The organism is uncultured Marinobacter sp. (assembly GCF_913055835.1).
Classification (GTDB): Bacteria; Pseudomonadota; Gammaproteobacteria; order Pseudomonadales; family Oleiphilaceae; genus Marinobacter.
Map to the genome: position 1 here is coordinate 1 of NZ_CAJXKQ010000002.1, position 23,710 is coordinate 23,710.

The window sequence follows — 23,710 nt, forward strand, 5'->3', positions numbered from 1 at the left end:
AAACTCGCACGCCTGCCCGATCACGATGGGGCCGGCGCCCAGGATCAGGATGCTTTGGATGTCGGTACGTTTTGGCACGCTTCCCTACTCAGATGACAAACAACTCCACGAACTCCTGGATCGGAGTATTCTCCAGGGTTTTCTGCTCCTGACATAGATTGAAGATAGCGTTACATCGCCTTGCGGGGAAGCGGGTTGCAAGGTTGGCAACGAATTTTTCTTCCAGAAGCGGCATACCCTCCTTCCGGCGACGACGATGACCTATCGGATATTCGACAGCAATCTTGTCCGTGTTCGAACCATCATTGAAAAACACCTGAATGGCGTTAGCGATGGAGCGTTTTTCCGGTTCCAGATATTCGCGGGTATACCTCTCGTCCTCTATAACTTCCATTTTGTCTCGAAGTTCATCGATTATCGGGTTGGCCAGATGGAAACCGTCTTCATAATGCTCTGCGGTGAGGCTACCAAAGGCAAGTGGCACGGCAGTCATATATTGCAGGCAATGATCACGATCTGCGGCGTTTGCGAGCTTCCCGACCTTGGAAATGATTCGGATTGCAGATTCATGAGTCGTGACCACGATCTTACTTATCTCGTTCAGCCGGTCTTTAACTTCCGGATGCAAAATAACAGCTGCTTCTGCCGCAGTTTGAGCATGAAATTCTGCCGGGAAAGATATCTTGAACAGGATATTTTCCATCACGTAGGATCCGAAATCCTGTGGGAGCGAGAATTGGCGCTTATCCTCGGGTTTGAGCTTCTGATCTTTATTGGTTTTACTGAACAGGACGTCGTAAAAACCCCATTGGGGCGCTGTCAGGACTCCCGGAACTCCCATTTCACCTCGCATTGCGATATTTGCCAGCCGGACCGCCCGTGACGTGGCATCACCCGCTGCCCAGGACTTCCGCGAACCGGCGTTGGGGGCATGGCGGTAGGTCCTGAGGGATTGCCCATCTACCCAGGCATGGGACAGCGCAGAAAGCAGCTGCTCTCGGTCCGCGCCCATTAACCGACACGCCACCGCCGTTGACGCCACTTTAACAAGCACCACATGGTCTAGCCCAACGCGATTAAAAGAATTTTCCAGCGCCAGAACGCCCTGAATTTCATGAGCCATGATCATGGCTTCCAGTACAGTTCGCATGGTTAACGGTTCTTTGCCCTCAGCGACCCGTTTCTGCGAAAGGTGGTCTGCAACAGCCAGGATAGCGCCCAAGTTGTCTGATGGATGCCCCCATTCAGCCGCCAGCCATGTGTCGTTATAGTCAAGCCAGCGAACGATGCAACCGATGTCCCAAGCGGCCTTCACCGGATCCAAGCGGAATGGCGTTCCGGGCACACGGGCACCGTTAGGGACCATTGTACCTTCGACGATTGGGCCGAGGTGTTTGGTACATTCGGGAAAGCGCAGAGCCAGAAGGCCACATCCCAGGGTGTCCATCAGGCAATAGCGGGCGGTGCTCCAGGCTTCTTCACTGGTTATTTCATAGGTGAGAACGTAGTCCGCAATTTGTTGCAGAACTTCGTCGTAGTCGGGACGTTCGTTGAGATCAAATGTTGCGGACATAGTGGAGCCTCCTTGCCACCACTATAGATTCCGTCAGAAGCTATCGCCAGGCACCCTCACCCAACCTTCCATCAAAACCCGCGCACTCCGGCTCATGATGGCTTTGGTTGCGGTCCACTGACCATCGACTTCCTTCGCTTCGGCTCCCACACGCAACGTGCCAGAGGGATGCCCAAAGGTCACGTGGGTACGGTCGCCACCGCCTGCAGCGAGATTCACCAGGGTTCCGGGAACTGCCGATGCCGTGGCAATGGCCACTGCAGCCGTACCCATCATGGCGTGGTGAAGCTTGCCCATGGACAAAGCACGAACCAGTACATCCACGTCCCCTGCTCCAATGCTTTTTCCGCTTGATGAAACGTAATCAATCGGCTTCGCCACAAAGGCCACTTTCGGCGTGTGCTGGCGATTGGCGGCTTCTTCGATGTTCTGGATCAGCCCCATCTTTACCGCTCCGTGGGCCCGGATGGTCTCGAATCGGGCCAGGGCTGCGGGATCGGAGTTGATGTCGTCCTGCAGCTCGGTGCCTTTGTACCCGATGTCTTCCGCGTTCACGAAGATGGTGGGGATGCCGGCATTGATCATGGTGGCCTTCAGGGTGCCTACACCTGGCACATCGAGGTCGTCCACCAGGTTGCCGGTGGGGAACATGGAGCCTTCGCCATCGGCCGGGTCCATGAATTCCACCTGCACTTCGGCCGCCGGGAAGGTCACGCCGTCCAGCTCGAAATCGCCGGTTTCCTGCACTTCACCTTTGGTGATGGGCACGTGGGCGACGATGGTCTTCTTGATGTTTGCCTGCCAGATACGGACGGTGCAGGTGCCGTTCTCCGGAATCCTGTCCCTGGCAACGAAGCCGCTGTTGATGGCGAAGGCGCCTACAGCAGCGGTGAGGTTGCCGCAGTTACCGCTCCAGTCGACAAACGGCTTGTCGATGGAGACCTGGCCGAAGAGGTAGTCGACGTCGTGATCCGGCTGAGTGGGGTCGGCCAGGATGACGGTTTTGCTGGTGCTCGACGTGGCTCCGCCCATACCGTCGATTTGCTTCTGGTAAGGGTCGGGGCTGCCGATCACCCGCAACAGGAGTTTGTCCCGGGCTTCGCCTGGAGTCTGGCAAGGTTCGGGAAGGTCCTGCAGGCGGAAGAAGACGCCTTTTGATGTGCCGCCACGCATGTAGGTGGCGGGGATGCGAATTTGTGGAGCGTGGGGCATGGTTTTACTCTCTGTATCCGTGAAGACGGGGTCAGAAGAAGGCTTTCTTCTGACTCCTTGTTTCTTGTCGGATTATGCTGCGCTAATCCGACCTACGGGGGGCGGTTGCTTTGTCGGATTACGCTGCGCTAATCCGACCTACTTGGGCCGGTTTCATTGTCGGATTACGGCTTCGCCTAATCCGACCTACGGGTTTGGCGATAGCTATGGCGTAGGTCGGATTAGGCCCAGAGGGCCGTAATCCGACATTTTGTCAGGCTACGCAGCCCCTTCGGATTGCAGGAAATCCTCCGCAAACCGCTGCAACACACCACCTGCGCTGTAGATAGACACTTCTTCAGCGGTATCCAGGCGGCAGATTACCGGAATGCGTTCGGTGCTACCGTTCTTCCGATGGATTACCAGCGTGAGTTCAGCGCGGGGCGCCGGAGTGCCTTCTACGTCGTAGGTTTCGGTGCCGTCGATGCCGAGCGTCTTGCGGGTGGTGCCTTCCTCGAACTGCAGGGGCATCACGCCCATACCGATCAGGTTGGTGCGGTGAATCCGCTCGAAGCCTTCGGCCACAATCGCTTCAACACCAGCCAGGGCGACGCCTTTGGCGGCCCAGTCACGGGAAGAACCCTGCCCGTAGTCGGCGCCGGCGATGATGATCAGCGGCTGCTTGCGCTCCATGTAGGTCTCGATGGCTTCCCACATGCGGGTGACCTTGCCTTCCGGCTCGATCCGCGCCAGGGAACCCTGCTTCACGTTGCCGTTTTCGTCCCGGACCATTTCGTTGAACAGTTTCGGGTTGGCGAAGGTGGCACGCTGGGCCGTCAGGTGATCGCCCCGGTGGGTTGCGTAGGAGTTAAAGTCTTCCTCGGGCACACCCATCTTGTGCAGGTATTCACCAGCTGCGCTGTTCATCAGGATGGCGTTGGATGGCGACAGATGGTCGGTGGTGATGTTGTCCGGCAACACCGCCAGCGGGCGCATGCCCTTGAGGGTTTTCTCACCGACCATGCCACCTTCCCAGTAGGGCGGGCGACGGATGTAGGTGCTCTGCGGACGCCACTCATATAGCGGGTTGGTGTTGGCCTGGGCATCCCGGGTGATGTCGAACATCGGGATGTAGGTGCTGCGGAACTGCTCCGGCTTCACGCTGGATTTCACGATGGCATCGATTTCCGCATCGTCCGGCCAGATGTCCTTCAGGGTGACGGGGTTGCCGTCCTTATCATAGCCCAGAGCATCTTTCTCGATGTCGAAGCGGATGGTGCCTGCGATCGCATAGGCAACCACCAGCGGCGGCGACGCCAGGAACGCCTGCTTGGCATAGGGGTGAATCCGGCCGTCGAAGTTCCGGTTACCGGAGAGCACCGCCACGGAATACAGGTCCCGGTCGATAATCTCCTGCTGGATTTTCGGATCCAGGGCGCCACTCATGCCGTTACAGGTGGTGCAGGCGAAAGCGACTACACCGAAGCCGAGCTGCTCGAGTTCTGGCAGCAGTTTGGCTTCTTCCAGGTACATCTTGACCGTTTTGGAACCCGGCGCCAGGGAGGTTTTCACCCATGGCTTGCGGGTCAGCCCCAGCTTGTTGGCGTTGCGGGCGATCAGGCCGGCCGCCACCATGTTGCGGGGGTTGCTGGTGTTGGTACAGCTGGTGATGGCGGCGATGATGCAGGCGCCATCCGGCATCTTGCCCTCTTCCTGCTCCCACTCACCGGCAATGCCGCGTTCTGCCAGCTCGGATGTCGGCAGGTGGGCATGGGGGTTGGAGGGGCCAGCCAGGGTACGGGTCACTTTGGACAGGTCGAACTTCAGCACGCGCTCGTATTCGGCGTTCTTCATGCTGTCGGCCCAGAGACCGGTTTCCTTGGCGTATTTCTCTACCAGGGCGACCTGCTCGTCTTCACGACCGGTCAGTTTCAGATAGTCGATGGTCTGGCCGTCGATGTAAAACATCGCGGCCGTAGCGCCGTATTCCGGGGTCATGTTGGAGATGGTGGCACGGTCGCCCACTGTAAGGCTGTCAGCGCCTTCACCGTAGAACTCCAGGTAGGCGCCAACTACGCGCTCTTTACGCAGGAACTCGGTAATGGCCAGCACCATATCGGTACCGGTGATACCCGGCTGGAGTTTGCCAGTCAGCTCCACGCCAACGATATCCGGCAGGCGCATCATGGAGGCACGGCCCAGCATCACGCTCTCGGCTTCCAGGCCACCTACACCCACGGAAATGACTCCCAGGGCGTCGACCATGGGGGTGTGGCTGTCGGTACCGACACAGGTATCCGGGAAAGCAACACCATCGCGGTTCTGAACCACCGGCGACATCTTCTCCAGGTTGATCTGGTGCATGATGCCGTTGCCGGGAGGAATCACGTCCACGTTCTTGAACGCGGTCTTTGTCCAGTTGATGAAGTGGAACCGGTCGTCGTTACGGCGATCCTCGATCTGGCGGTTCTTCTCGAACGCGTCTTTCTCGAAGCCAGCGTGCTCAACGGCCAGGGAGTGATCCACGATCAACTGGGTCGGGACGACGGGGTTGACCTTGGCGGGGTCACCGCCCTTCTCGGCGATGGCATCACGCAGGCCGGCAAGGTCCACCAGGGCAGTCTGGCCCAGGATGTCGTGGCACACAACGCGGGCCGGGTACCAGGGGAAATCCAGGTCCCGCTTGCGTTCGATCAGTTGCTTGAGTGAGCCCGTGAGCATCTCCGGATCGCAACGGCGAACCAGTTGTTCCGCCAGGATCTTGGAGGTGTAAGGAAGCTTTTCGTACGCGCCGGCCTGGATGTCTTCCACGGCCTGGCGGGTATCGAAGTAGTCCAGGTCGGTGCCTGGCAACGGTTTGCGGTATTCGGTGTTCATGGGCGGTACCCTGATTCTGGTTCTGTCGGATTACGCCGTAGGCTAATCCGACCTACATAAACTTTGTCGGATTACGGCATGGGCTAATCCGACCTACATAAGCATTGTCGGATTACGGCGTGGGCTGATCCGACCTGCGAAAACTTGTCGGATTACGGCTTTGCCTAAACCGACCTACTTGGATGATGGCGCTAACCCGTAGGTCGGATTAGCCGAAGGCGTAATCCGACGCTCAGGGCTGGTTAATTCACGGCCGCTCGTCGATTGGCACCCACTTCGAATCCGCCGGGCCGGTGTAATCGGCGCTTGGGCGGATGATGCGGTTATTTGCACGCTGCTCTTTCACGTGGGCGGCCCAGCCGGATACCCGAGACATCACGAAGATCGGGGTAAAAAGTTCGGTCGGAATGCCCATGAAGTGGTAGGCCGAGGCGTGGAAGAAGTCGGCGTTACAGAACAACTTCTTCTCGCGCCACATAACGGCTTCACAGCGCTCGGATACCGGGTACAGCACGGTATCGCCCACTTCTTCAGCCAGCTTCTTGGACCACTGCTTGATGATGGCGTTGCGCGGATCAGACTCTTTGTAGATCGCGTGGCCGAAGCCCATGATCTTTTCCTTGCGCTCAAGCATGCCCATCAGGCCTTCTTCGGCCTCTTCCGGAGTCTTGAACTTCTGGATCAGAGCCATGGCCGCTTCGTTGGCACCGCCGTGCAGAGGTCCGCGCAATGAACCGATGGCGCCGGTCACACAGCTGTGGATATCAGACAGTGTGGAGGCGCAAACGCGGGCGGTGAAGGTGGAGGCGTTGAATTCGTGCTCTGCGTACAGGATCAGCGACACATTCATCACGCGCTCGTGCAGCTCGCTGGGCTTCTTGCCGTGCAGAAGCTGGAGGAAGTGGCCGCCGATGGAGTCCACGTTACTCTCGGTTTCGATCCGAACGCCTTCGTGGGCGAAGCGGTACCAGTAGGTAATGATGGACGGGAACACTGCCAGCATGCGGTCGATCTTGTCGTCCTGCTCGCTGAAATCTTCTTCGGTTTCCAGGTTGCCCAGCATGGAGCAGCCGGTACGCATCACATCCATCGGGTGGGCGTCTTTGGGAATCTGCTCAAGCACGGTTTTCAGGGCAGCCGGCAGGCCGCGCAGGCTCTGGAGTTTTTTGGTGTAGGCGTCCAGTTCCTGGCGGTTCGGCAGTTTACCGCGCAGCAGCAGGTAGGCGATTTCTTCAAACTGGGCTTTCTCGGCCAGATCGGCAATGTCGTAGCCGCGGTAGGTCAGGCCGGCGCCGCTTTTGCCGACGGTACACAGGGCGGTTTCGCCAGCTACCTGGCCACGGAGGCCTGCGCCGCTTAGTTGTTTTGCTTCAGCCATTGTTGTCTCCCATCTTTAACTTGTTTGGGCGTCTGTCGGATTACGCCTTTGGCTAATCCGACCTACTTATGTTTTGGTCGGTTCTGAGGTTCTGTCGGATTACGCCTTTGGCTAATCCGACCACTAATGTTTTGATTGGTTTTGGGGCCTGTCGGATTACGGCTTCGCCTAATCCGACCTACGTTTGAGGCTCCCTGATTCTTGTAGGTTGGATTAGCCGGAGGCGTAATCCAACAAACCTCGTTAACCCTTGCTCTGCTGGAACAGCTGGTCCAGCTTCTGCTCAAAATCGTGGTAGTTCAGGAAATCGTACAGCTCCATCCGGGTCTGCATCAGGTCTACCACGTCTTTCTGGTCGCCCTTCTCCAGAATGTTCTGGTAAACGGTCAGGGCGGCCTTGTTCATGGCGCGGAAGGCGCTGAGCGGGTACAAGACCATGTCGGCGCCGGCTTCGGCCAGTTCCTTGCGGTTGTACAGCGGTGTGGCACCGAATTCGGTGATGTTCGCCAAGATGGGCACGTCCAAGGCTTCAGAGAATGCCTTGTAGTGCTCGAGTTCGGTAACCGCTTCGGCAAAGATGCCGTCGGCGCCGGCTTCGATGCATGCCTTGGCGCGTTCGATGGCGGCCTCGAGACCTTCTTTCTGGAACGCGTCGGTGCGGGCCATGATGAAGAAGTCTTTGTCTTCACGGGCATCGACGGCGGCCTTGATGCGGTCGACCATTTCTTCCTGGGATACGATTTCCTTGTTCGGACGGTGGCCACAGCGCTTCTGGGCAACCTGGTCTTCAATGTGGACAGCGGCAGCACCGGCACGTTCCATTTCGCGGATAGTGCGGGCGATGTTGAAGGCGCCACCCCAGCCGGTATCGATGTCGACCAGCAGCGGCACGTCGGTGGCTGCGGTAATACGGCGAACGTCCTCGACCACATCGTTCATGGTGGTCATGCCCAGATCCGGCAGGCCATAGGAGGCGTTGGCGACACCGCCACCGGACAGGTAGATGGCCTGGTGGCCGACTTTATCGGCCATCATGGCGGCATAGGCGTTGATGGTGCCGACGATCTGCAGGGGCTGGTTTTCTTTAAGCGCCTTGCGGAAGCGGGCGCCGGGGCTGAGTTTGTTGGTCATGGTGGTGGCCTCTTCTCTTTTGGATTCTTGTTGTCGGATTACGCCTGCTGCTAATCCGACCTATGGGTATTGATTCTGGTTTGTCGGATTACGCCTTTGGCTAATCCGACCTACGTTAGATGGTGATTTCGCCTTCCTGGATTTTCTTTTCGATGTTTTGTCTGGCGGCGTTGATGTGTCGTTTCATCAGGAACTCCGCCAGTTCGCCGTCGCGCTGGGCGATGGCTTCTACGATTCGTCGGTGTTCGCCGAGGGCCCGTTTCGGGCGCCCGGTGGAGGTGCTTAGCCGGTAACGGTACATGCGCACCATGTAGTAAAGATCACCCAATAGCATCTGGGCCAGTTTGGTGTTGCGGCTGCCGGTGGCGATCCTGTGGTGGAAGTCGTAGTCGCCTTCGGCCTGGTAATAGGCCTGGCCCTGGGCTTCATCGATCATCTGTTCGTGGCTGTCGAGGGTCGCCTGGAGGTCGGCGATTTCCTGGTCGGTCATGCGCTCGGCTGCCTGGCGGGCGGCCAGTCCCTCCATGACTTCGCGAATACGGTAGAGCTCCATCAGCTCGGAGGCGCTGACGGAAACTACCTTGACGCCGGCATGGGGCCGGCGCACAAGAAGGCCGCGGGACTCAAGGCGGCCCAGGGCTTCCCGAAGCGGGCCGCGGGTGAGATCGAACCGGGAACACAGCTCCAGTTCACCGATTTTTTCCCCCGGAGCCAGTTCGCCTTTTACGATTGCCGTTTGCAGACAATCGAAGGCCTCATCGGCGCGGGTGTAGGTAGGAGACAGTAACTCAGACATAGTTTGTCAACAAAACCCGTTTGATTTTGAGCAAAGCTACGCCTGAGCGGTCATATTGTCAACAATATTGGCTAAATTGACCCCTTGATTGTTTACAATAGATCCAGTTAATCAATAGAGCTTTCGCTCAGCGACCGGTGGCGGGGTGTACTGATAAAGCCAGGTTTCGGTTAGCACCTCGGCGCCCAGCCTGAGATACAGGCGAATATTGATGGGCTCAACCGACTCATCCGGCACCAGGTCAAACATGGCCCGGTAGCCGTCGATTGCAGACAATGGCCTGGCAGACGTGATTTCAACCTCTCCGCGGCTCACACTGATAACCGGCTCCACATCCGCGTCCTTGCTGAGCATCTCCAGGGCACCGCCAGCGAAATCAACGGCAAATCGCCGTGAAAAATAGGTGCGTTCCTGGCCCACGACACCACCCAGTCCGGTCCGGGTTGCCTGCACCGTAGCCAGCTCATAGGGCCGCAAGGGCGCTTCCGCGCCCCAATGCAGGCGGTAGCTGTAGAGATATTCCTGCCCAGGCAGCAATGGTTCTTCCGGATGCCAGAAGGCCACGATGTTATCGAAGGTTTCATCCACGGTGGGGATCTCCACCAGGTCCACACTGCCCTGCCCCCAGTCTCCGCGGGGCTCCACCCACAGGCTGGGCCGGCGGTCGTAGAACACGCCATCGTCCTGGTAGTGGTCGAAATTCCTGTCGCGCTGCAACAGGCCAAAGCCAACCGGGTTGTTATCCTGGAAACTGTTAAACCGGAGATTGGCGGGGTTCACCAGTGGTCGCCACAACCATTCGCCGCTGCCGTTGCGTATGGCCAGGCCGTCGGAATCGTGTATTTCCGGGCGCCAGTCGTAGCCCATGCGATCGTCATTTTCACCCACCTGGTACATGCTGGTCAGCGGCGCGATGCCTGCCCGGGTGAGTTCGGTTCTGGGATACAGAGCCACATCAACATCCATGACCATGTTGCGCCCGGGGTCAAGAACAAACGCGTAGGCGCCGGTGGTGCTGGGGGAATCCAGCAAGGCCCATACACGCAGCGTTTGGCTGCCCGGCGTCGGTTTCTCTAGCCAGAACTCCGAGAAACGAGGGAATTCTTCCTTCCGATTCATGCCGGTATCAATGGCCAGCCCCCTGGCCGACAGGCCATACTGCATTTCGGAACCCACCGCCCGGAAATAGCTGGCGCCGAGAAAGGCGGCCAGGTCCAGGGCAAAATTGTTGTGGTAGTGAACCCGAAACCCGGCGTAGCCCAGGTCTTCGGGCAGATCGTCCAGGGGCTGGTCTCCGCCATACCGGAACAGATCCTGTCGATAGGCCAGTTCGGCGGCCTTGCCATCAATGACTTCATGGATTTTAACGGGTTGCTGGAAATACAGCCCCAGGTGGAAGAGTTGGATCTGGAAAGCGGTATCTTCGTTACGCCAGAGCGACTGGTCCTGGCGGAAAGCAATGGCCTGGTAATCATCCCAGGAGAGGTTTTTCAAAGATTGAGGCAAATCGCCTCTGTGGGACACATAGGCCTCGGTTGCCAACCTACGCGCTCTCCCCTTGAGCCATGCATAGTTGAAAGTCCGAGACCTGGTGTCCGATACCGGCTGAATCCCGGCTGCATTCGCTATGGTTGCCAAAGGCAAGCCACTCGCGCCCATGAGTGCAGCCAGAGCCTTGATCAGCGACCGCCTGTCCATCGTCATTGCCTCTCCTTCGCCAGTAAAAGAGTGCCACATAGAGAACCTGTGGACTATGTACGAACGAGGAAAGGCAATTAGCGCAAATTGGCGGGGGCGAGGATCAAATCGCCATCGACATGGAGAGCGAGACATCCGGTCTGGACGGTTTGTCCATACCAGCGCCGGACACATCGAGAATCCGACCAACACTCATCCGGGCCTCGAAGCCGGGTGTCTGAAGCTGCAGCGCGACTTCTCCAGTACTCGCCTCGAAATTTTCTTCGCTGGTACCTGATGACGGCGACCACCCCCTCAGAACCGAGACCACAACGTTGGAGACGGTTGCGTCCACGAAGGGAATGACGTAGCGCGGGCTACGCGCATCGAGGCGGACCCAGCCGCCTTCGGAGACTGAAAATGACTGGCCATTGAACCCGCGCATCATGGACGGACCGGCAATCTTCAGATACTCAGACGAAGCAAGGTCCTCAGGGGCGAACTGGTAACGACCATTCACCTCCATGTCCCAGCGATAAAACCCGCGGTGCAGTGAGGCAGACACGGCCAGTTTATGAAACCGGCTCTTTTCATTGGAGTGGGCTGTCGGGCTGACCGATTCGTGGTGCTCAGTGCCACCAACGGCGGTCAACCCTGTTCCTGCGACAAAGCCGCCGAGCAGCTCCTGCTTGCCCCCGCATCGCAACCCGAAACTGGACAAACTGTGGGATGAGTCTGAAACCCATTCCGAATCCTCAAAGGAGCGCTTCTTGCCCGTGGAGTGGCTGAACACACTGTCCACTTTGATGCCCCGCCAGGACCAGAATGGCCGGCTGGCGGAGAATTTCACGCCCTGATATTTTTTGCGCGAATCGTGTCTGAGACCGGCGTTGCTCGCAACACCGGCATGCTCCGAATTGTTGACCATTATTTTCAATTTGCTGCCCGCCAGCGGGAGCGAATATCGAAAGCGTAGCGACCGAGACTCGCCCCCGTCCCGTCGGGCGACGGAATCCCGGAACTCCAGCCCCAGATCGTGACTGGACCATAGTATATCGCTGCCGGAGAGACTGAGCCGGCCCTTTGCCCGCTCTGTGTCATGGTCGGAACTGCCGGAGAATTGAACGCGCGGCGCAAAGTAGCTGGAAACAGATCGCAGGATTCTGTCCGAATACTGAACGATGGTTGTTAAAGGCCTCGACACCATGTCTGGCAGGGAGGCCGCGCCAACAGGCACGCACCAGAATAGTGCAATAAGACACAGAGGTCGCAAATCGGATGCCTCGGAAGATGAAAATTCGGCACCCGGAACTTTAAAAAAATGTTAATCCTCAAGCCATAGCCCTTTGCTAAAACTTACAATTTTCCACATCCCCCTGCATTTCGACATATAACTTGGGTAAACTCGGCACACTTTGTGAAAGAACAACCTTACATAAGCTTACGTTGAGGCGTTGAGCAGCCAACAGGGCGTGAAAACGACCATTAAAGGACGAATGATATGATCAAAAAATGCCTGTTCCCCGTGGCCGGCTACGGCACTCGCTTTCTCCCAGCCACCAAGGCGATGCCCAAGGAAATCCTGCCGGTAGTGAACAAACCTCTGGTTCAGTACGGCGTTGAGGAAGCCGCGGAAGCCGGTATTCATGAATTCGGCTTCGTGACCGGCCGGGGCAAACGGGCTATCGAGGATCATTTCGACATCAGCTACGAGCTTGAGCACCAGATTGCAGGTTCCGGCAAGGAAGATCTGCTGACCTCCATCCGGGACCTGATCGACCACAACAGCTTTGCCTTCACCCGGCAGAATGAAATGAAGGGTCTCGGCCACGCCATCCTGACCGGTCGCAACCTGGTGGGCGACAGTCCCTTTGCTGTGGTGCTGGCCGATGACTTCTGTATAGGCCCCGAGGGTGAAGACGGCGTACTGGCGCAAATGGTGAAGCTCTACAACCAGTTCCGCTGCTCCATTGTTGCCATTGAGGAAGTGCCGGCCGATGAAACCCACAAGTACGGTGTGATTGCCGGTGAATCCATGAAAGACGGCCTCTACCGGATCACCGACATGGTGGAGAAGCCGGCTCCGGAAGACGCACCGAGCAACCTGGCGATTATCGGGCGGTACATTCTGACACCGGACATTTTCGACATCATTGAAAAGACGCCGGCGGGCAAGAACGGAGAGGTCCAGATTACTGATGCCCTTCTCGAGCAGGCGAAGAACGGGTGCGTACTGGCGTACCAGTTTAAAGGGCGCCGATTCGATTGCGGCAGCATTGATGGCTTTGTGGAAGCCACCAACTACGTTTACGAGAATATCTACAAGAAAGGCAAGTAAGGAATACCGGGCGAGTCAGTTGCCCAAGATCTGAAGAATCATTCGCCGGTTCTCCGCGCTCGTCCTGCGGAACCGGCGAAGCAGCTCCACCTCTTCCCCGGTCAGCTGAACTTTTTCAAGCGCCTCCTCCAGCTCAGCTACCGATTCCAGTAGCTCATCACTCTTGTCCAGGGCAATGCCGGGAAGCTCAAGTTGCCCGTGGTCTTCAGGCTTCTCTGGTTCCCAGTGCTGAATGGGTTGCGCATGTTGCATGGCCATTTACCTCGTCATCCAGATCGGGAAACTTGTCCCGATAATGCCCTGCGAAGTGAATCAATCCGGAAATGTAACGTACATATAGCTTTGCACACAATCTGCCTATACTAAAGGAGTCTTGGCAGCTCCTCGGCAACAACCGAACAGGCTATTTATGGCGGCAAGAACCCTGGACATCGACTCGGCATGGGAGCTGGTCCTCAGCGCAGTTAATCGCACTAATGTGACGCTGCCGTTGCCGGGAACCGATAAAGAAGCAGTGAAACTCAATGGTCACGGTGCCTGGCACCTGATGCAGCCGGCCACGGGCGAGGCGAAGGATCTGCTCTCGGTGTTCCTTCCGCTTTGTCGCCCCGTTGCAGAAGACGGCAGACCCAAGGTCATCGGCCAACTGGGCCAGAGCCTCGACGGGCGAATCGCGACGGTGACCGGCCGCTCCCGCTTCATTAACGGCGACGATGGCATTACCCATCTCCATCGGATTCGTGCGGTATCCGATGCCGTAATTGTGGGTGCCGGCACGGCCTCTACCGACAATCCCCGGTTGACCGTTCGCCGAACCAGCGGGCGTAATCCGGTCCGTGTTGTCATCGACCGCCATCATCGTGTCCCGGACAGCCATCACCTGTTTACCGACGGTGAGGCCCCTACCCTACGGTTAGTGGCGGGCCACTACGACAAGAGCAGAAATCCATCCATCGGTTCCGGGGTCAGCGAGATCCCCTGTCTTGGAGATGCGGACGCAGAGGCCCCCATAGATCCAGAGTTCATCCTTGAGGTTCTGGCGGATTTCGGATTGAAAAAGGTGTTCGTGGAAGGAGGCGGCGTTACCGTCTCCGCGTTTCTCAACGCCGGCTTGCTGGACCGTCTGCACGTGATGGTCGCGCCCATGATCATCGGCAGTGGCAGACCCGCCTTCTCGCTTCCGGAGATTGATTTTCTGGATGATGCCTTACGGCCGCGGGCGCGGTTGGTGAACCTTGGGAGCGATATGCTCTTTGACCTGGATTTCTCACGCGACAGGAAGTTGGATTAGGGGAGGTGCAACTCGAAAGGATTTGTCGGATTACGCTTCGCTAATCCGACCTACGGACCTTCGATTTTCCCCGCGACGCGGTAGGTCGGATTAGCCAAAGGCGTAATCCGACAATCAGTCAGGATTTACCATTCGCTGGGCCGGCCTGCCATCCAACAAAAACCCAGCACCCGGCAAACTGGACACCAGCACCAACGCCCCATACCCCACGCTGAGTGCAACCCCCTGCTCCGCCGGCAATCCTGCCATGGGCCATAACACCGCGGCGGCGCCTTCCCGGATACCCCAACCGGCAACCGTCAGCGGGATGACCATGCTCAGCAGCAGGATGCTTCCCAGACTGGCAATGATTGCCGCCGATGGCCAGCTTTCCACATAGCCCGCGCCCCAGGCGAGGCAGAGAAACACGCCGAGGTAGCTGGCCAGCACCAGTAAAGAGGAGCCAAGCTGAACGGGCAGCACCCTCCGGTTTAGCAAAGAGCGGAAGAGATCCCGTCGAAGCCGCTGCAGATAAACCGCCAGCCCGGTTTTCAGGGCCAACCAGAATGCAATAAACACCGCGACAACCCCAACAGCCAGCCAAACACCGCCATTCCAAGGACCCGCCATGATCTTTCCGGAACCAAGCAGCCAGCCGACCGACAGGACAACCACCAGCGCCAACACCAATTGCCCGGAGAGTCGTTCGATGGCCACTCCGTGCACGGCGGCGAGCCGTTCTCCGGCGCCACTACCATGGCGCCAGGCCCGGTTGACGTCACCGAGCACACCGCCGGGCAACACCTGGTTCAGAAACGTGGCCAGGTAGTACTCCCGGACCGCGGCACCATAGGCCAGGGGCAGCCCAAGCCGCTCCACCGTGTAGCGCCAGCGCCAGGCAGACAAAGCAACCTGAAAGACGGTAAGCGCCAATGCGGGCACCAGGACATAAGGCGAAAAGCGGACAAGCTCCTGCCAGAGCGCGCTGGCATCGATCGAACGAACCACGAATCCGATAACCACAATGGTGAACAGCCACCGGGCAGCCAGCCGTACCTGCTTTATACGCCGCTTCCTCAAGGCAACGCCTCGGGGGGCAGCGCCAGCATGTCAAGATGACTGACGATCACCGTCAGATTTCCTTCAGACAACTGACGATTCCGTGTCTCCAGCCACTGGATCAACCGGTTTCGATCATCCGGTGACTGCTCAGTGGCCGCGTCGATCCAGCCCTGCATCAGCATTTGGGCCAGGGTTTGGTCTCCGCTACCCAAAGTCCAGGGGGATTCGTCGAGTTCAACCCGGAAACCCTCGGCAATCAGAAGGTCTTTGAGTACGGTGCTGGCCTCGGGTCCAAGGGCCGCACCGATTCCCTTATCGCCGTGCTGGTGCTGATTCACCAGGGTCCTGACCAGCTCATCATCAGGATGAGCTGGTGACAACTCGAACATCCCGGCGTAGCTCAGCACAATCAGTATCGCGGACTTCCTGCGCGCAGCAGACCGGGCCAGGGCTCCCAGCCATGATTCCGACACCAGATCAATCAGCGCCGATGCTGTTATCAGGTCAGCCTCTGGAGGTAGCTGTTGCGCCATGTTGTTTGGCGTCAGTTGAGCCGTGCGGGTTTCGAAGGGTACATCCAGGGAGTCCACACGCTGTCTGGCCTCCCGCAACAACGCGGAATCCTGGTCCAGCGCCAGCCAGGTTTGAGGCACCTGCAGCGCAGGCACGAGGTACAGGGCGTTGGAACCCCGGCCAGTGCCAATGTCGACAATTCGCATCGGATGGTGGCTTTCGGACGCCACACCATCATATCGATCCAGAAACCACTGATTCAGCTGATCGATCAGCTTTTTTGAGCGGGCCCGATGATCCGCTGCTTCCCGGGCCGCCAGCCAGGTGCTTGCAAATTCTGAATGCTGGTGCAAACGGGCGGAAAGGTTATTGAAGTAAAGTAGCGCCTCGCTGAAATCTATGGCGGTATCCGCCCATGAACGGATCCGGCGGGATTCCCTTGCGGCAAGCTTGCGGGCATGGTCCAGCTCGTTTGGATGTTCCAGCCAGCTCCGTAGCCGCGCCGTAAGCGCTCTGACATCGCCCGCACAATACTGAACCACACCTGGCTTCGCTGACGTGTTGGCGAGGGCCCCGCCATCGGAGGAGATAACGGGCAGCCGCTCAGCCAGTGCCTCATCAATCACCATGCCATAGCCCTCATACAGCGAAGGCAATACAAAGAAATCTGCCTCGCGGTAAAGATCGGCAAGACCCGACTCTTCCACTTCTCCTACCAGTCCAACCCTGTCGTCCAGACCGGCTTTTGCAATTGCCCCACGCACCTGTTGGCTGTATTCCGGATCGCGACTGCCAGAACCTGCCATGGTGCAGCGCCAGGGCAAGGCTTTCAGGTTTTCCAGCGCCTCCACCAACTGGTGCTGGGCCTTTCGTGGAGACAGGTGGGCGACGCACAGAATATGAGGCCCATTATTTTCCGAAGACTTGATTCGGGATTTCAGGTTTTGGGTTCTGGCCACACCCGGTTCGGCAACCCTGATGGCCCCGGCCGGCACATCGTAATCCGCCAGACGGTCAGCAGTGTGTTGACTCGTGGTGATGACACCCTTTACGAACCCGAGCGACCTTTTTTCAGAATCAAGAAACCACTGTCTGTCGGCTTCGCTGATGCCGGTCTCGTCGGCAAGGGGGTGGTGCACCAGGGCAATCAGATTCAGACGCCGGGAATGCTTTTCGACGATCTCCGGCAGGCCTCCCATGGCAAGCCCGTCAAGTATCACCGAGACGCCATCGGGCAGTCTGGAGAGCGCCTCATCCATGGCAGTGCGGGCGATCCGATCCGGGCGCGGGAATTGCCCGACCAGACCGGTGACCCGTGCCTCACACCCCGCGTAACAAAGAGCCTCCACCAGCTTGCGGACATACCGGTAACCGCCAGTGTTCTGCTCCGGATCCCCCGGGACCAGGAACTCCAGGACACCCGGTTTGTCAGATTCCGGCATGGTAGCTCGCCCAGGCAATGTGGGACTCAGAGAGGGTGACTTTCAGGCTGACGATGCCTTTACCCGCCTCCCCCAGTCGTCCCCCGTGAATGGCTGCTGCCATCCGGTCGAATATCAGTTTGGCCATGAATTCCGTGGTGGTATTGCGGCCTCTCAGTTCGGGCAATTCGTCCAGGTTCTGCATGTTGAATTCGGAGAGGATGTTATTGAGAAGCTCGGAAGCCATACCGATGTCGACGATCAGGTCGTCCTTGTCCAGCTGGTGACGCTCAAAAGTCACGTCCACTATGTAAGTAGCACCGTGTACCTTCTGCGCAGGACCAAAGATCTCTCCGTTGAAGCTGTGGGCAATCATCATGTGGTCCCGGACCGTCAAACCGAACATAGTCTCTCCTTAGCAAATATTTTGGATTCTCAGTAAACAACGCGATGGCAGAGCGTCTCCCGGCCATCGATCAGAATTCGTGCCATGGATTTTGGCAGGTCATCGAACCGGCACTCGCCGGTAATAAGCGCATCCAGTGCTTCGTCCTGAAGCAATTCCAAGGCCAGGCCCAGACGTTTGCGATAGTCCCACCGCGGAACTCGTGAGGGTACGATCTGGCCCACCTGGCTGGATTTTAGCGTGAGCCGCCGGGGATGGAATGCGGCCCCCAATGGTGCGGGTACCGGTTGATCTCCATACCAGCTCATTTCAACAATGGTCGCTTCCTGTCCAGCCAGTCCAAGGGCCGTCTCCAGGCCCGATGGATGGCCACTGACATGAATCACCAGGTCGTGATCGTCAGCGCCGGATTCGCTGCTGAAATCCAGCCCCAATTGTTCTGCAATGGTCTGTCTTTCTGGATTCGTATCGATTGCAGTTACACGGGTGCCCGGAATACGGCTGGCCAGCCAGGCAACGAGCAGACCGACCACTCCGAGTCCAACCACGGCAATGCGGTCCCCGACCGCCGGTGTACCGTCCCATAGCCCGTTGACCGCGGTTTCCATGTTCGCCGCAAGAATCGCTCGCTCAGCGGGCAGTTTTTTCGGCAAGGGCGTCACCGCCGACGCCGGCACCCGGTAGCGATCCTGGTGCGGGTACAGGCAAAACACCTTCTGCCCGACCAGTTCTACAGGCCCTTCGATGACCTCACCCACGCTGGCGTAGCCGTACTTCACCGGCCAGGGGAAATCGCCATCCTGAAAGGGAGCCCGCATTGCCAAGTATTCACTCCTGGGAACGCGGCCATGGAAAACCAGGGATTCGGTACCCCGACTGATGCCCGAATAGAGAGCCTGAACCGTAACCAGCTCTTCTTCCTCATCGCTACCTTGTGGCTCGAGCGGCGTATCCTGAATCTCGCCCTTACCGGCTCCGGTTACCCACCAGGCACGAGCTGTTGTCTTGGTATCGGGAATCTCGGGGTCACGTTGCAAAGGGAACTCCTATCCTGGCAGCGATTCTTTTGACATTGCCCGCCGAACTGCACGAGCTGAACCTTGAGGTCTGAACGCGGTCAATGCTCGTAAGCACACTCACACACATCAACTATAGTCAGTGTACAGCGCATCCGGGGTGTTTGATGCCTGCAAACCTATACGCTGGAGTTCAGTGATGGATTCTAACGGCCATTCAGTTGCGCAAAAGGTTCCCCTGCCGCTCGACCTTGCCTGGGGTTTCGGTCTTGCCGCCCTGCTTTGCCTGGCCACCGGCTGGCTTGCCTCGCCCCCTGCTCTTTTTTACGTGCTGGCCGCAGCGCTTTACCTTGGCGTTTGTGGCCTGGTTACTCGTTACTGGCCAGAAGCCCGGGATTTCGGCTGGGCAAACCGGGCAACCCTTCTCAGAGCCTGCCTGGTGATTGTTCTCGTGGCCCTGGCGCCCTTCGCCGGCCAGTTGACTGACAGTCTCTGGCTGTATGGCTGGATGGCGCTGCTGGCACTGATTCTGGACGGAGTGGACGGCAAGGTCGCACGAGCCACCGGCTCCCAGAGTGACTTCGGCGCCCGGTTCGACATGGAGCTGGATGCCCTGTTCATCCTTGGGCTAAGCATCGCTGTTCTCACGCTGGGCAAGGCCGGCATCTGGGTGCTTGCTCTGGGCCTCATCCGTTACGCCTTTGTCGCTGCCAGCTATATCCTGAGTTGGCTGAACGCTCCCCTGCCGGACAGCTTCAGACGAAAGACAGTCTGTGTCTGGCAGATCGTTACCCTGCTGGTGGCAGTACTGCCGCCGGTCAACACGCTGTTTGCCAGTACCACGCTTGCAACCGCTCTTGCGCTGCTTGTGTGGTCATTTGTTACCGATATTCACTGGCTTTACCAGAGGAGACATCACCATGATGTTCAATAACAGGAAAACCCCTGCCCACATTGCCATTGCATTTCCTGCGGCCCTTGTATTGAGCCCGGTGGCGATGGCCGAGCCCAGGAACTTTGTCGTCGATGACGAGCATTTCTCGATGTTCTTCGAGATCATGCACATCGGGTATGCCCCGGTAATGGGCATGTTCCGGGAAGTTGAAGGTCAGTTCGTTTATGACGAGGAAGCCAGGGAACTGAAATCCGGCAAACTGGTGTTCCAGAGTGACAGCGTTTTTACCAACCACAAAAAACGAGACGAGCACGTTCGAAATGAAGACTTCCTCGACAGCGAAGAGCATCCGGAGATCACCTTCACCGTTACCGATTTCGAAACCACCGGCGAGAATACCGGTAAGGTAACAGGCGACCTGGAACTCCTCGGCCAGACCAGACCCGTGGTACTGGACGTAACCCTTAACAAGGCTGACGTTTATCCCTTTGGCCACGAGGAATACACCCTTGGCATCAGTGCTTCGACAACGCTTAAACGCAGTGAATGGGGAATGACCTACGGCCTCGATGAAGCAATGGTCGGCGATGAAGTGAAACTGCACTTCGGATTCGAAGCAATTCGGGAGTCCGGCTGGCTCTGATTTCCAGGCATGCCGTCAGGTCAACAAGAATGTGACCTGCCGCACAACACGGACACATTCTGTTACACAATCAGGCCGGATTTTTGGGCTGCGGCGCAAATCCCGTTATGTTTAAAAGAACAACAATAAACAAGGGACCTGCCGCATGCCCGGTAAGGCTTTTCTGATTCTGACATTGGTAACCGCCGGCGTGTTCGGCACAGGGTACATGCTCTCTGCCGACAATCGCGCCAGTTTCAGCTGGCTCGCGGAACCGCCCGGCGCGAACGAGTCCCGGCCCGCTCAGAGCCCAACGACAACAAGGCAACCGTCGGAGCGCGCTAAGCAACCCGAGCCACCGTCCGACAACGCCCTGGGATTTATGCTGGCCAGCGTTGCCGAGCAATACGCTGAATCCACCCGCTACCCTGCCTGGTCGGTGCCTCTGAGCCCGGAACAGGCCAGCGCTTATCGTGGCAATCACTACGAGCCGATCAGCCTGCCGCTGGAGGGTGGCGGTGAGTTCACTGTCACGCTCGAGAAGTACCGGTTTACCGAGGGCGAGCAAATTCTTGTTGCAGCGGCCATACAGGGCCCACAGGTGGTTGATCGCGCTTTGTCTGCAACCCTGGAAAAACCAGAAAGCCGCGATTCCGTCGCCAGCACCACACTGGAACAAGCAGGGTCGCCGGGTTACTTCGAGGGCGTTCTGTCTGCCGATGAATCACCGGGAGAGTACCGCCTGATCGTGGAAGCCCGACTTGATGGCAAACCGGTTCGCCATGCCTCGAGCCTGACCATCGAACCCTACCTGGGAGACTTCGAAGGGCTGGGCGATGCCCGCATCAGCGGCAACAATCTGATTATCCCCGTAAAGTTCTCACCTGAGGCCCCCGGCTTTTACGCACTTTCAGCCCAGCTTTTCGTGGGGCAGCGCCCGGTTGCCCAATTGCAGATGGAAAAAAGGCTGGACGGCACTTCAAACACCATCAACCTCAAGGCTCACGGCACGGTGTTGGCAAACCGGACTGTGGACGGTCAGCTTCAGCTGAAGAACCTGCAGATTCGCCAGCTCCCCGCCAAGCCAGGTGACAGAACCAATTACGCGTTCGGCCCCGACGAGGGCTACGCATTCACACCGCCGGACCTCGACAGTCTTACCGATACGCCGGCGGTGAACCCCGAATCGGAACAACGGGCGGCACTGCTCCGGCAGCTTGCCGACAAGTTCTGATGCCAGAGCTGCTGCTCTGGGCCGGCTGACGCCGGGTTGTACCGCCATGCCGGCGGAGAAACGTCTTGTGACAACAATAATTCAGCAAGGACGGAGCAACTATGAAAACAACAAAGATCGGAAGTGCCTGTAAAACCGCCCTGGCGGTTGCCATCACCGGCAGTTTGTTTGCCGGCACCGCCCAGGCCCAACTGGCTGGGCACAATGTGATTCTGGTACACGGGTTCCAGCAGGAAGATCTGGCCAACCCTCCCGCCAACATCCAGGAAGTGAAAAGCGCTGGCGAGGACTATTGGCGCACCTTCTGGCTCTCCCGAGCAGAAGCCCGTATTGACTGGGGCAGCGACGGACGCGTTGAAGGTGACATTGCCCAGCAGGCCTATGAACAGATGCGTCAGATCAGTCAGCAAGGGCTGTGCAATGACTACTGCATTGTCGTCTCCCACTCCACCGGTGATCTGGTTACCCGCTATCTGCTCGAGAACCAGGCTCGGTGGCTTCAGTCCGAGGGCCTCCAACCTCTGAAGATCCTGGCAACCCTGGATTATTCAGGAGCAGGAGGTGGCACTGAACTGGCGAATCTTGCATTGAGCCTTGCCTACAACGACAGCTGGTACAACTGGCCCCTCAGGGCTGCAGTAGAGGCCTTCACCGGCATTGAACCGGAGCCGGGCAAACTCGGTGTGGTCAACGACCTGCAGACCAACGCAGCGCGCAACCTGGCGGTGAGCCCGAATTCTATCCCCCGGCTGCGCTTCGTCGCTGGTGGTTCCTCCTATGGCGGGATCACCAAGCCGTTCATTGCCGGCACTGACGACGGCGTGGTACCCACCCACTCGGCCTGTGGTGCAACCTCCGCCGCCGGCATTGATTCCTGCTCTTCCAGCATCAGCCTTGCGGGCAAGGTAACCAGCCAGAATGGTCCGGGCGCTCTCTACTTCAATCACTACCCGGTGCTGATGAACGAGGGAGTCACCCACAGTGGTGTGCTTGGTTCTGAGACAGGCAACATCTCCGTTCCCGTGGTCAACAACACCACCCTTGGCGGCCTGCAGGTTGATTTCGCCAGCCGCACTTACAACAAGCGTGCATGGTGGCAGTGGTGGGGTTCCGGTGACCGTTACATCGAGGTGCCCGGTTCAGATCAGACCGACATGTCCAATCTGGTTTACACAACTCTCAATAACTGAACACTTACGCAGCATGCAGAAGAGGGGGTCAGAAGAAAATTTCTTCTGACCCCAATCTCACTTATCACCTCGGTAGTTCTACCCATCTTTCCTTTTTAGTTCGCAAACTATACATTGGTTCGCTTTCCCCGTTTTATTCACTCATTTCCGGCAAGCGAAAACCGATGTCTGACACCCACAAATCCGATCTTCTCCTGGTTGTTGTAACCCTGTTCGCGGCCATCAGCTGGATGTTTTCCAAGGAAGCGGTACTTCTAATGCCGCCGCTGATGTTCATGGCAGCCCGGTTTCTGATTGCCGGAACGGTGCTCGCCTTTTTCGCTCGCCGCGCACTGATGAAGCTCAGCTTTGATCAACTTCGTCGAAGCGTGGGTGTTGGCCTGGTATTCGGCACGGCCATGACCTGCTGGGTGATGGGTCTGGTTCATGGGACCAGCCTTGGCGAAGGCGCCTTTTTGACCAGCCTGGGCGTTGTGATTGTCCCCATTATTGCCCGCCTGGTATTCAAGGAAGCCCAACCGCCAAGCACCTGGCTGGCAATTCCCATTGCCGTTGCCGGGCTCGCGTTGCTCTCCCTGGAAAACGGCTTCCGCCCGGAAGCCGGCCAGATTTTCTTTGTCATGGCAGCGACGATTTTCGCCCTGTATTTCAACCTCAATACCCGGGCGGCCAACCAGAGAACAGTGACAAACCGCCTGGGGAAGACCGTGGAAAAGCATAGGGTACCCGCCCTGCCCCTCACAGCCATTGCGCTGCTCACGGTAGGTATGCTGACCCTGATCGAGTCCATGATTATGGAGCCCTGGCTGCCTACGCTGAATAGCCTCTCGCCAATCCTGGTTTGGTGGGTGGTGGCCAGTGCCGTCATTGGAACCGCTGGCCGCTTCCTGCTTCAGACACTGGCCCAGAGCCTGTCTGCAAACAGCCATGGTGTAGTCATTCTGGTACTGGAACCGGTGTGGGTCGCCCTGTTCGCCGCAGGCTGGTTTGGCGAGACAATGACCAGTATTCAACTGGCCGGCTGCGGCCTCATCTTCGCAGCACTGATCGTCAACCGCTGGGCAGTTCTGAGCAAAGTCATCAAGGATAAACTCCGGAGCCGGAAAACCGCATAAAAGTG

Annotated in this window: 20 protein-coding genes; 7 read left to right on the forward strand and 13 right to left on the reverse strand. The window is 58.0% G+C overall.

Translation table 11 applies throughout. From position 1 onward, the window contains the following. Positions 1-88: 88 nt before the first annotated feature. The 8 genes from prpD to QZ534_RS01680 all read right to left on the reverse strand — a co-directional run bounded on the left by prpD (position 89) and on the right by QZ534_RS01680 (position 11,830). Positions 89-1,573 carry a 2-methylcitrate dehydratase gene (gene prpD / locus QZ534_RS01645; RefSeq protein ID WP_296930688.1) on the reverse strand — a complete coding sequence of 495 codons (1,485 nt, stop codon included), beginning with the start codon at positions 1,571-1,573 and terminating at the stop codon, positions 89-91. A gap of 33 nt (positions 1,574-1,606) precedes the next feature. Next, positions 1,607-2,785, reverse strand: coding sequence for a 2-methylaconitate cis-trans isomerase PrpF (gene prpF, locus QZ534_RS01650; protein WP_296930691.1), 1,179 nt, complete (start codon positions 2,783-2,785; stop codon positions 1,607-1,609). Between the two features lie 258 nt (positions 2,786-3,043). After that, on the reverse strand, positions 3,044-5,641 hold the full coding sequence (gene acnD, locus QZ534_RS01655; RefSeq protein ID WP_296930694.1) for a Fe/S-dependent 2-methylisocitrate dehydratase AcnD: 2,598 nt from the start codon (positions 5,639-5,641) through the stop codon (positions 3,044-3,046). A gap of 247 nt (positions 5,642-5,888) precedes the next feature. After that, on the reverse strand, positions 5,889-7,019 hold the full coding sequence (gene prpC, locus QZ534_RS01660; protein ID WP_296930696.1) for a 2-methylcitrate synthase: 1,131 nt from the start codon (positions 7,017-7,019) through the stop codon (positions 5,889-5,891). A 243-nt stretch (positions 7,020-7,262) separates the two neighbouring features. Then, positions 7,263-8,150, reverse strand: coding sequence for a methylisocitrate lyase (gene prpB / locus QZ534_RS01665; protein WP_296930699.1), 888 nt, complete (start codon positions 8,148-8,150; stop codon positions 7,263-7,265). Between the two features lie 115 nt (positions 8,151-8,265). Further along, a complete protein-coding gene (locus QZ534_RS01670; RefSeq protein WP_296930702.1) occupies positions 8,266-8,946 on the reverse strand; it encodes a GntR family transcriptional regulator in 681 nt (226 codons plus the stop codon). A 111-nt stretch (positions 8,947-9,057) separates the two neighbouring features. After that, entirely contained in the window at positions 9,058-10,644 is a 1,587-nt protein-coding gene (locus QZ534_RS01675; RefSeq protein WP_296931141.1) for a glucan biosynthesis protein, read from the reverse strand. A 103-nt stretch (positions 10,645-10,747) separates the two neighbouring features. Beyond that, positions 10,748-11,830, reverse strand: a complete 1,083-nt coding sequence (locus QZ534_RS01680) for a ShlB/FhaC/HecB family hemolysin secretion/activation protein (protein ID WP_296931142.1) — start codon at positions 11,828-11,830, stop codon at positions 10,748-10,750. Positions 11,831-12,124: 294 nt separating this feature from the next. Between QZ534_RS01680 and galU the strand changes: the two genes are divergently transcribed. Continuing rightward, positions 12,125-12,961: a UTP--glucose-1-phosphate uridylyltransferase GalU gene (gene galU, locus QZ534_RS01685; protein WP_008171948.1), complete on the forward strand. Its 837-nt coding sequence runs from the start codon at positions 12,125-12,127 to the stop codon at positions 12,959-12,961. 15 nt (positions 12,962-12,976) lie between these two features. Here the strand turns inward: galU and QZ534_RS01690 are convergent, their stop codons facing one another. Next, entirely contained in the window at positions 12,977-13,219 is a 243-nt protein-coding gene (locus QZ534_RS01690; RefSeq protein WP_296930706.1) for a hypothetical protein, read from the reverse strand. A 151-nt stretch (positions 13,220-13,370) separates the two neighbouring features. Here QZ534_RS01690 and QZ534_RS01695 point away from each other — a divergent pair, with 151 nt between their 5' ends. Continuing rightward, positions 13,371-14,252: a RibD family protein gene (locus tag QZ534_RS01695; protein ID WP_296930709.1), complete on the forward strand. Its 882-nt coding sequence runs from the start codon at positions 13,371-13,373 to the stop codon at positions 14,250-14,252. Positions 14,253-14,366: 114 nt separating this feature from the next. On the opposite strand, the gene QZ534_RS01700 is transcribed toward QZ534_RS01695, so the two are convergent. The 4 genes from QZ534_RS01700 to QZ534_RS01715 are packed head-to-tail and all read right to left on the reverse strand — an operon-like array spanning position 14,367 to position 18,670. Continuing rightward, positions 14,367-15,311 (reverse strand): lysylphosphatidylglycerol synthase transmembrane domain-containing protein, encoded by a 945-nt coding sequence (locus tag QZ534_RS01700; protein WP_296930711.1) that lies wholly within the window; start codon positions 15,309-15,311, stop codon positions 14,367-14,369. Beyond that, positions 15,308-17,248, reverse strand: coding sequence for a glycosyltransferase (locus QZ534_RS01705; protein WP_296930714.1), 1,941 nt, complete (start codon positions 17,246-17,248; stop codon positions 15,308-15,310). Before QZ534_RS01705 ends, QZ534_RS01700 begins: the two co-directional genes overlap by 4 nt. Then, positions 17,235-17,633, reverse strand: coding sequence for a 6-carboxytetrahydropterin synthase (locus QZ534_RS01710; RefSeq protein ID WP_296930717.1), 399 nt, complete (start codon positions 17,631-17,633; stop codon positions 17,235-17,237). Before QZ534_RS01710 ends, QZ534_RS01705 begins: the two co-directional genes overlap by 14 nt. A 29-nt stretch (positions 17,634-17,662) precedes the next feature. Continuing rightward, positions 17,663-18,670, reverse strand: a complete 1,008-nt coding sequence (locus QZ534_RS01715) for a zinc-binding alcohol dehydrogenase (protein ID WP_296930720.1) — start codon at positions 18,668-18,670, stop codon at positions 17,663-17,665. 178 nt (positions 18,671-18,848) lie between these two features. Here QZ534_RS01715 and QZ534_RS01720 point away from each other — a divergent pair, with 178 nt between their 5' ends. The 5 genes from QZ534_RS01720 to QZ534_RS01740 all read left to right on the forward strand — a co-directional run bounded on the left by QZ534_RS01720 (position 18,849) and on the right by QZ534_RS01740 (position 23,705). Further along, positions 18,849-19,583, forward strand: coding sequence for a CDP-alcohol phosphatidyltransferase family protein (locus tag QZ534_RS01720; protein ID WP_296930723.1), 735 nt, complete (start codon positions 18,849-18,851; stop codon positions 19,581-19,583). Next, positions 19,570-20,187: a YceI family protein gene (locus QZ534_RS01725; RefSeq protein WP_296930726.1), complete on the forward strand. Its 618-nt coding sequence runs from the start codon at positions 19,570-19,572 to the stop codon at positions 20,185-20,187. Before QZ534_RS01720 ends, QZ534_RS01725 begins: the two co-directional genes overlap by 14 nt. Positions 20,188-20,332: 145 nt before the next feature. After that, entirely contained in the window at positions 20,333-21,400 is a 1,068-nt protein-coding gene (locus tag QZ534_RS01730) for a hypothetical protein (protein WP_296930730.1), read from the forward strand. 101 nt (positions 21,401-21,501) lie between these two features. After that, positions 21,502-22,590, forward strand: a complete 1,089-nt coding sequence (locus QZ534_RS01735) for a hypothetical protein (RefSeq protein WP_296930733.1) — start codon at positions 21,502-21,504, stop codon at positions 22,588-22,590. A 164-nt stretch (positions 22,591-22,754) separates the two neighbouring features. Continuing rightward, entirely contained in the window at positions 22,755-23,705 is a 951-nt protein-coding gene (locus QZ534_RS01740; RefSeq protein ID WP_296930736.1) for a DMT family transporter, read from the forward strand. Positions 23,706-23,710: the final 5 nt, after the last annotated feature.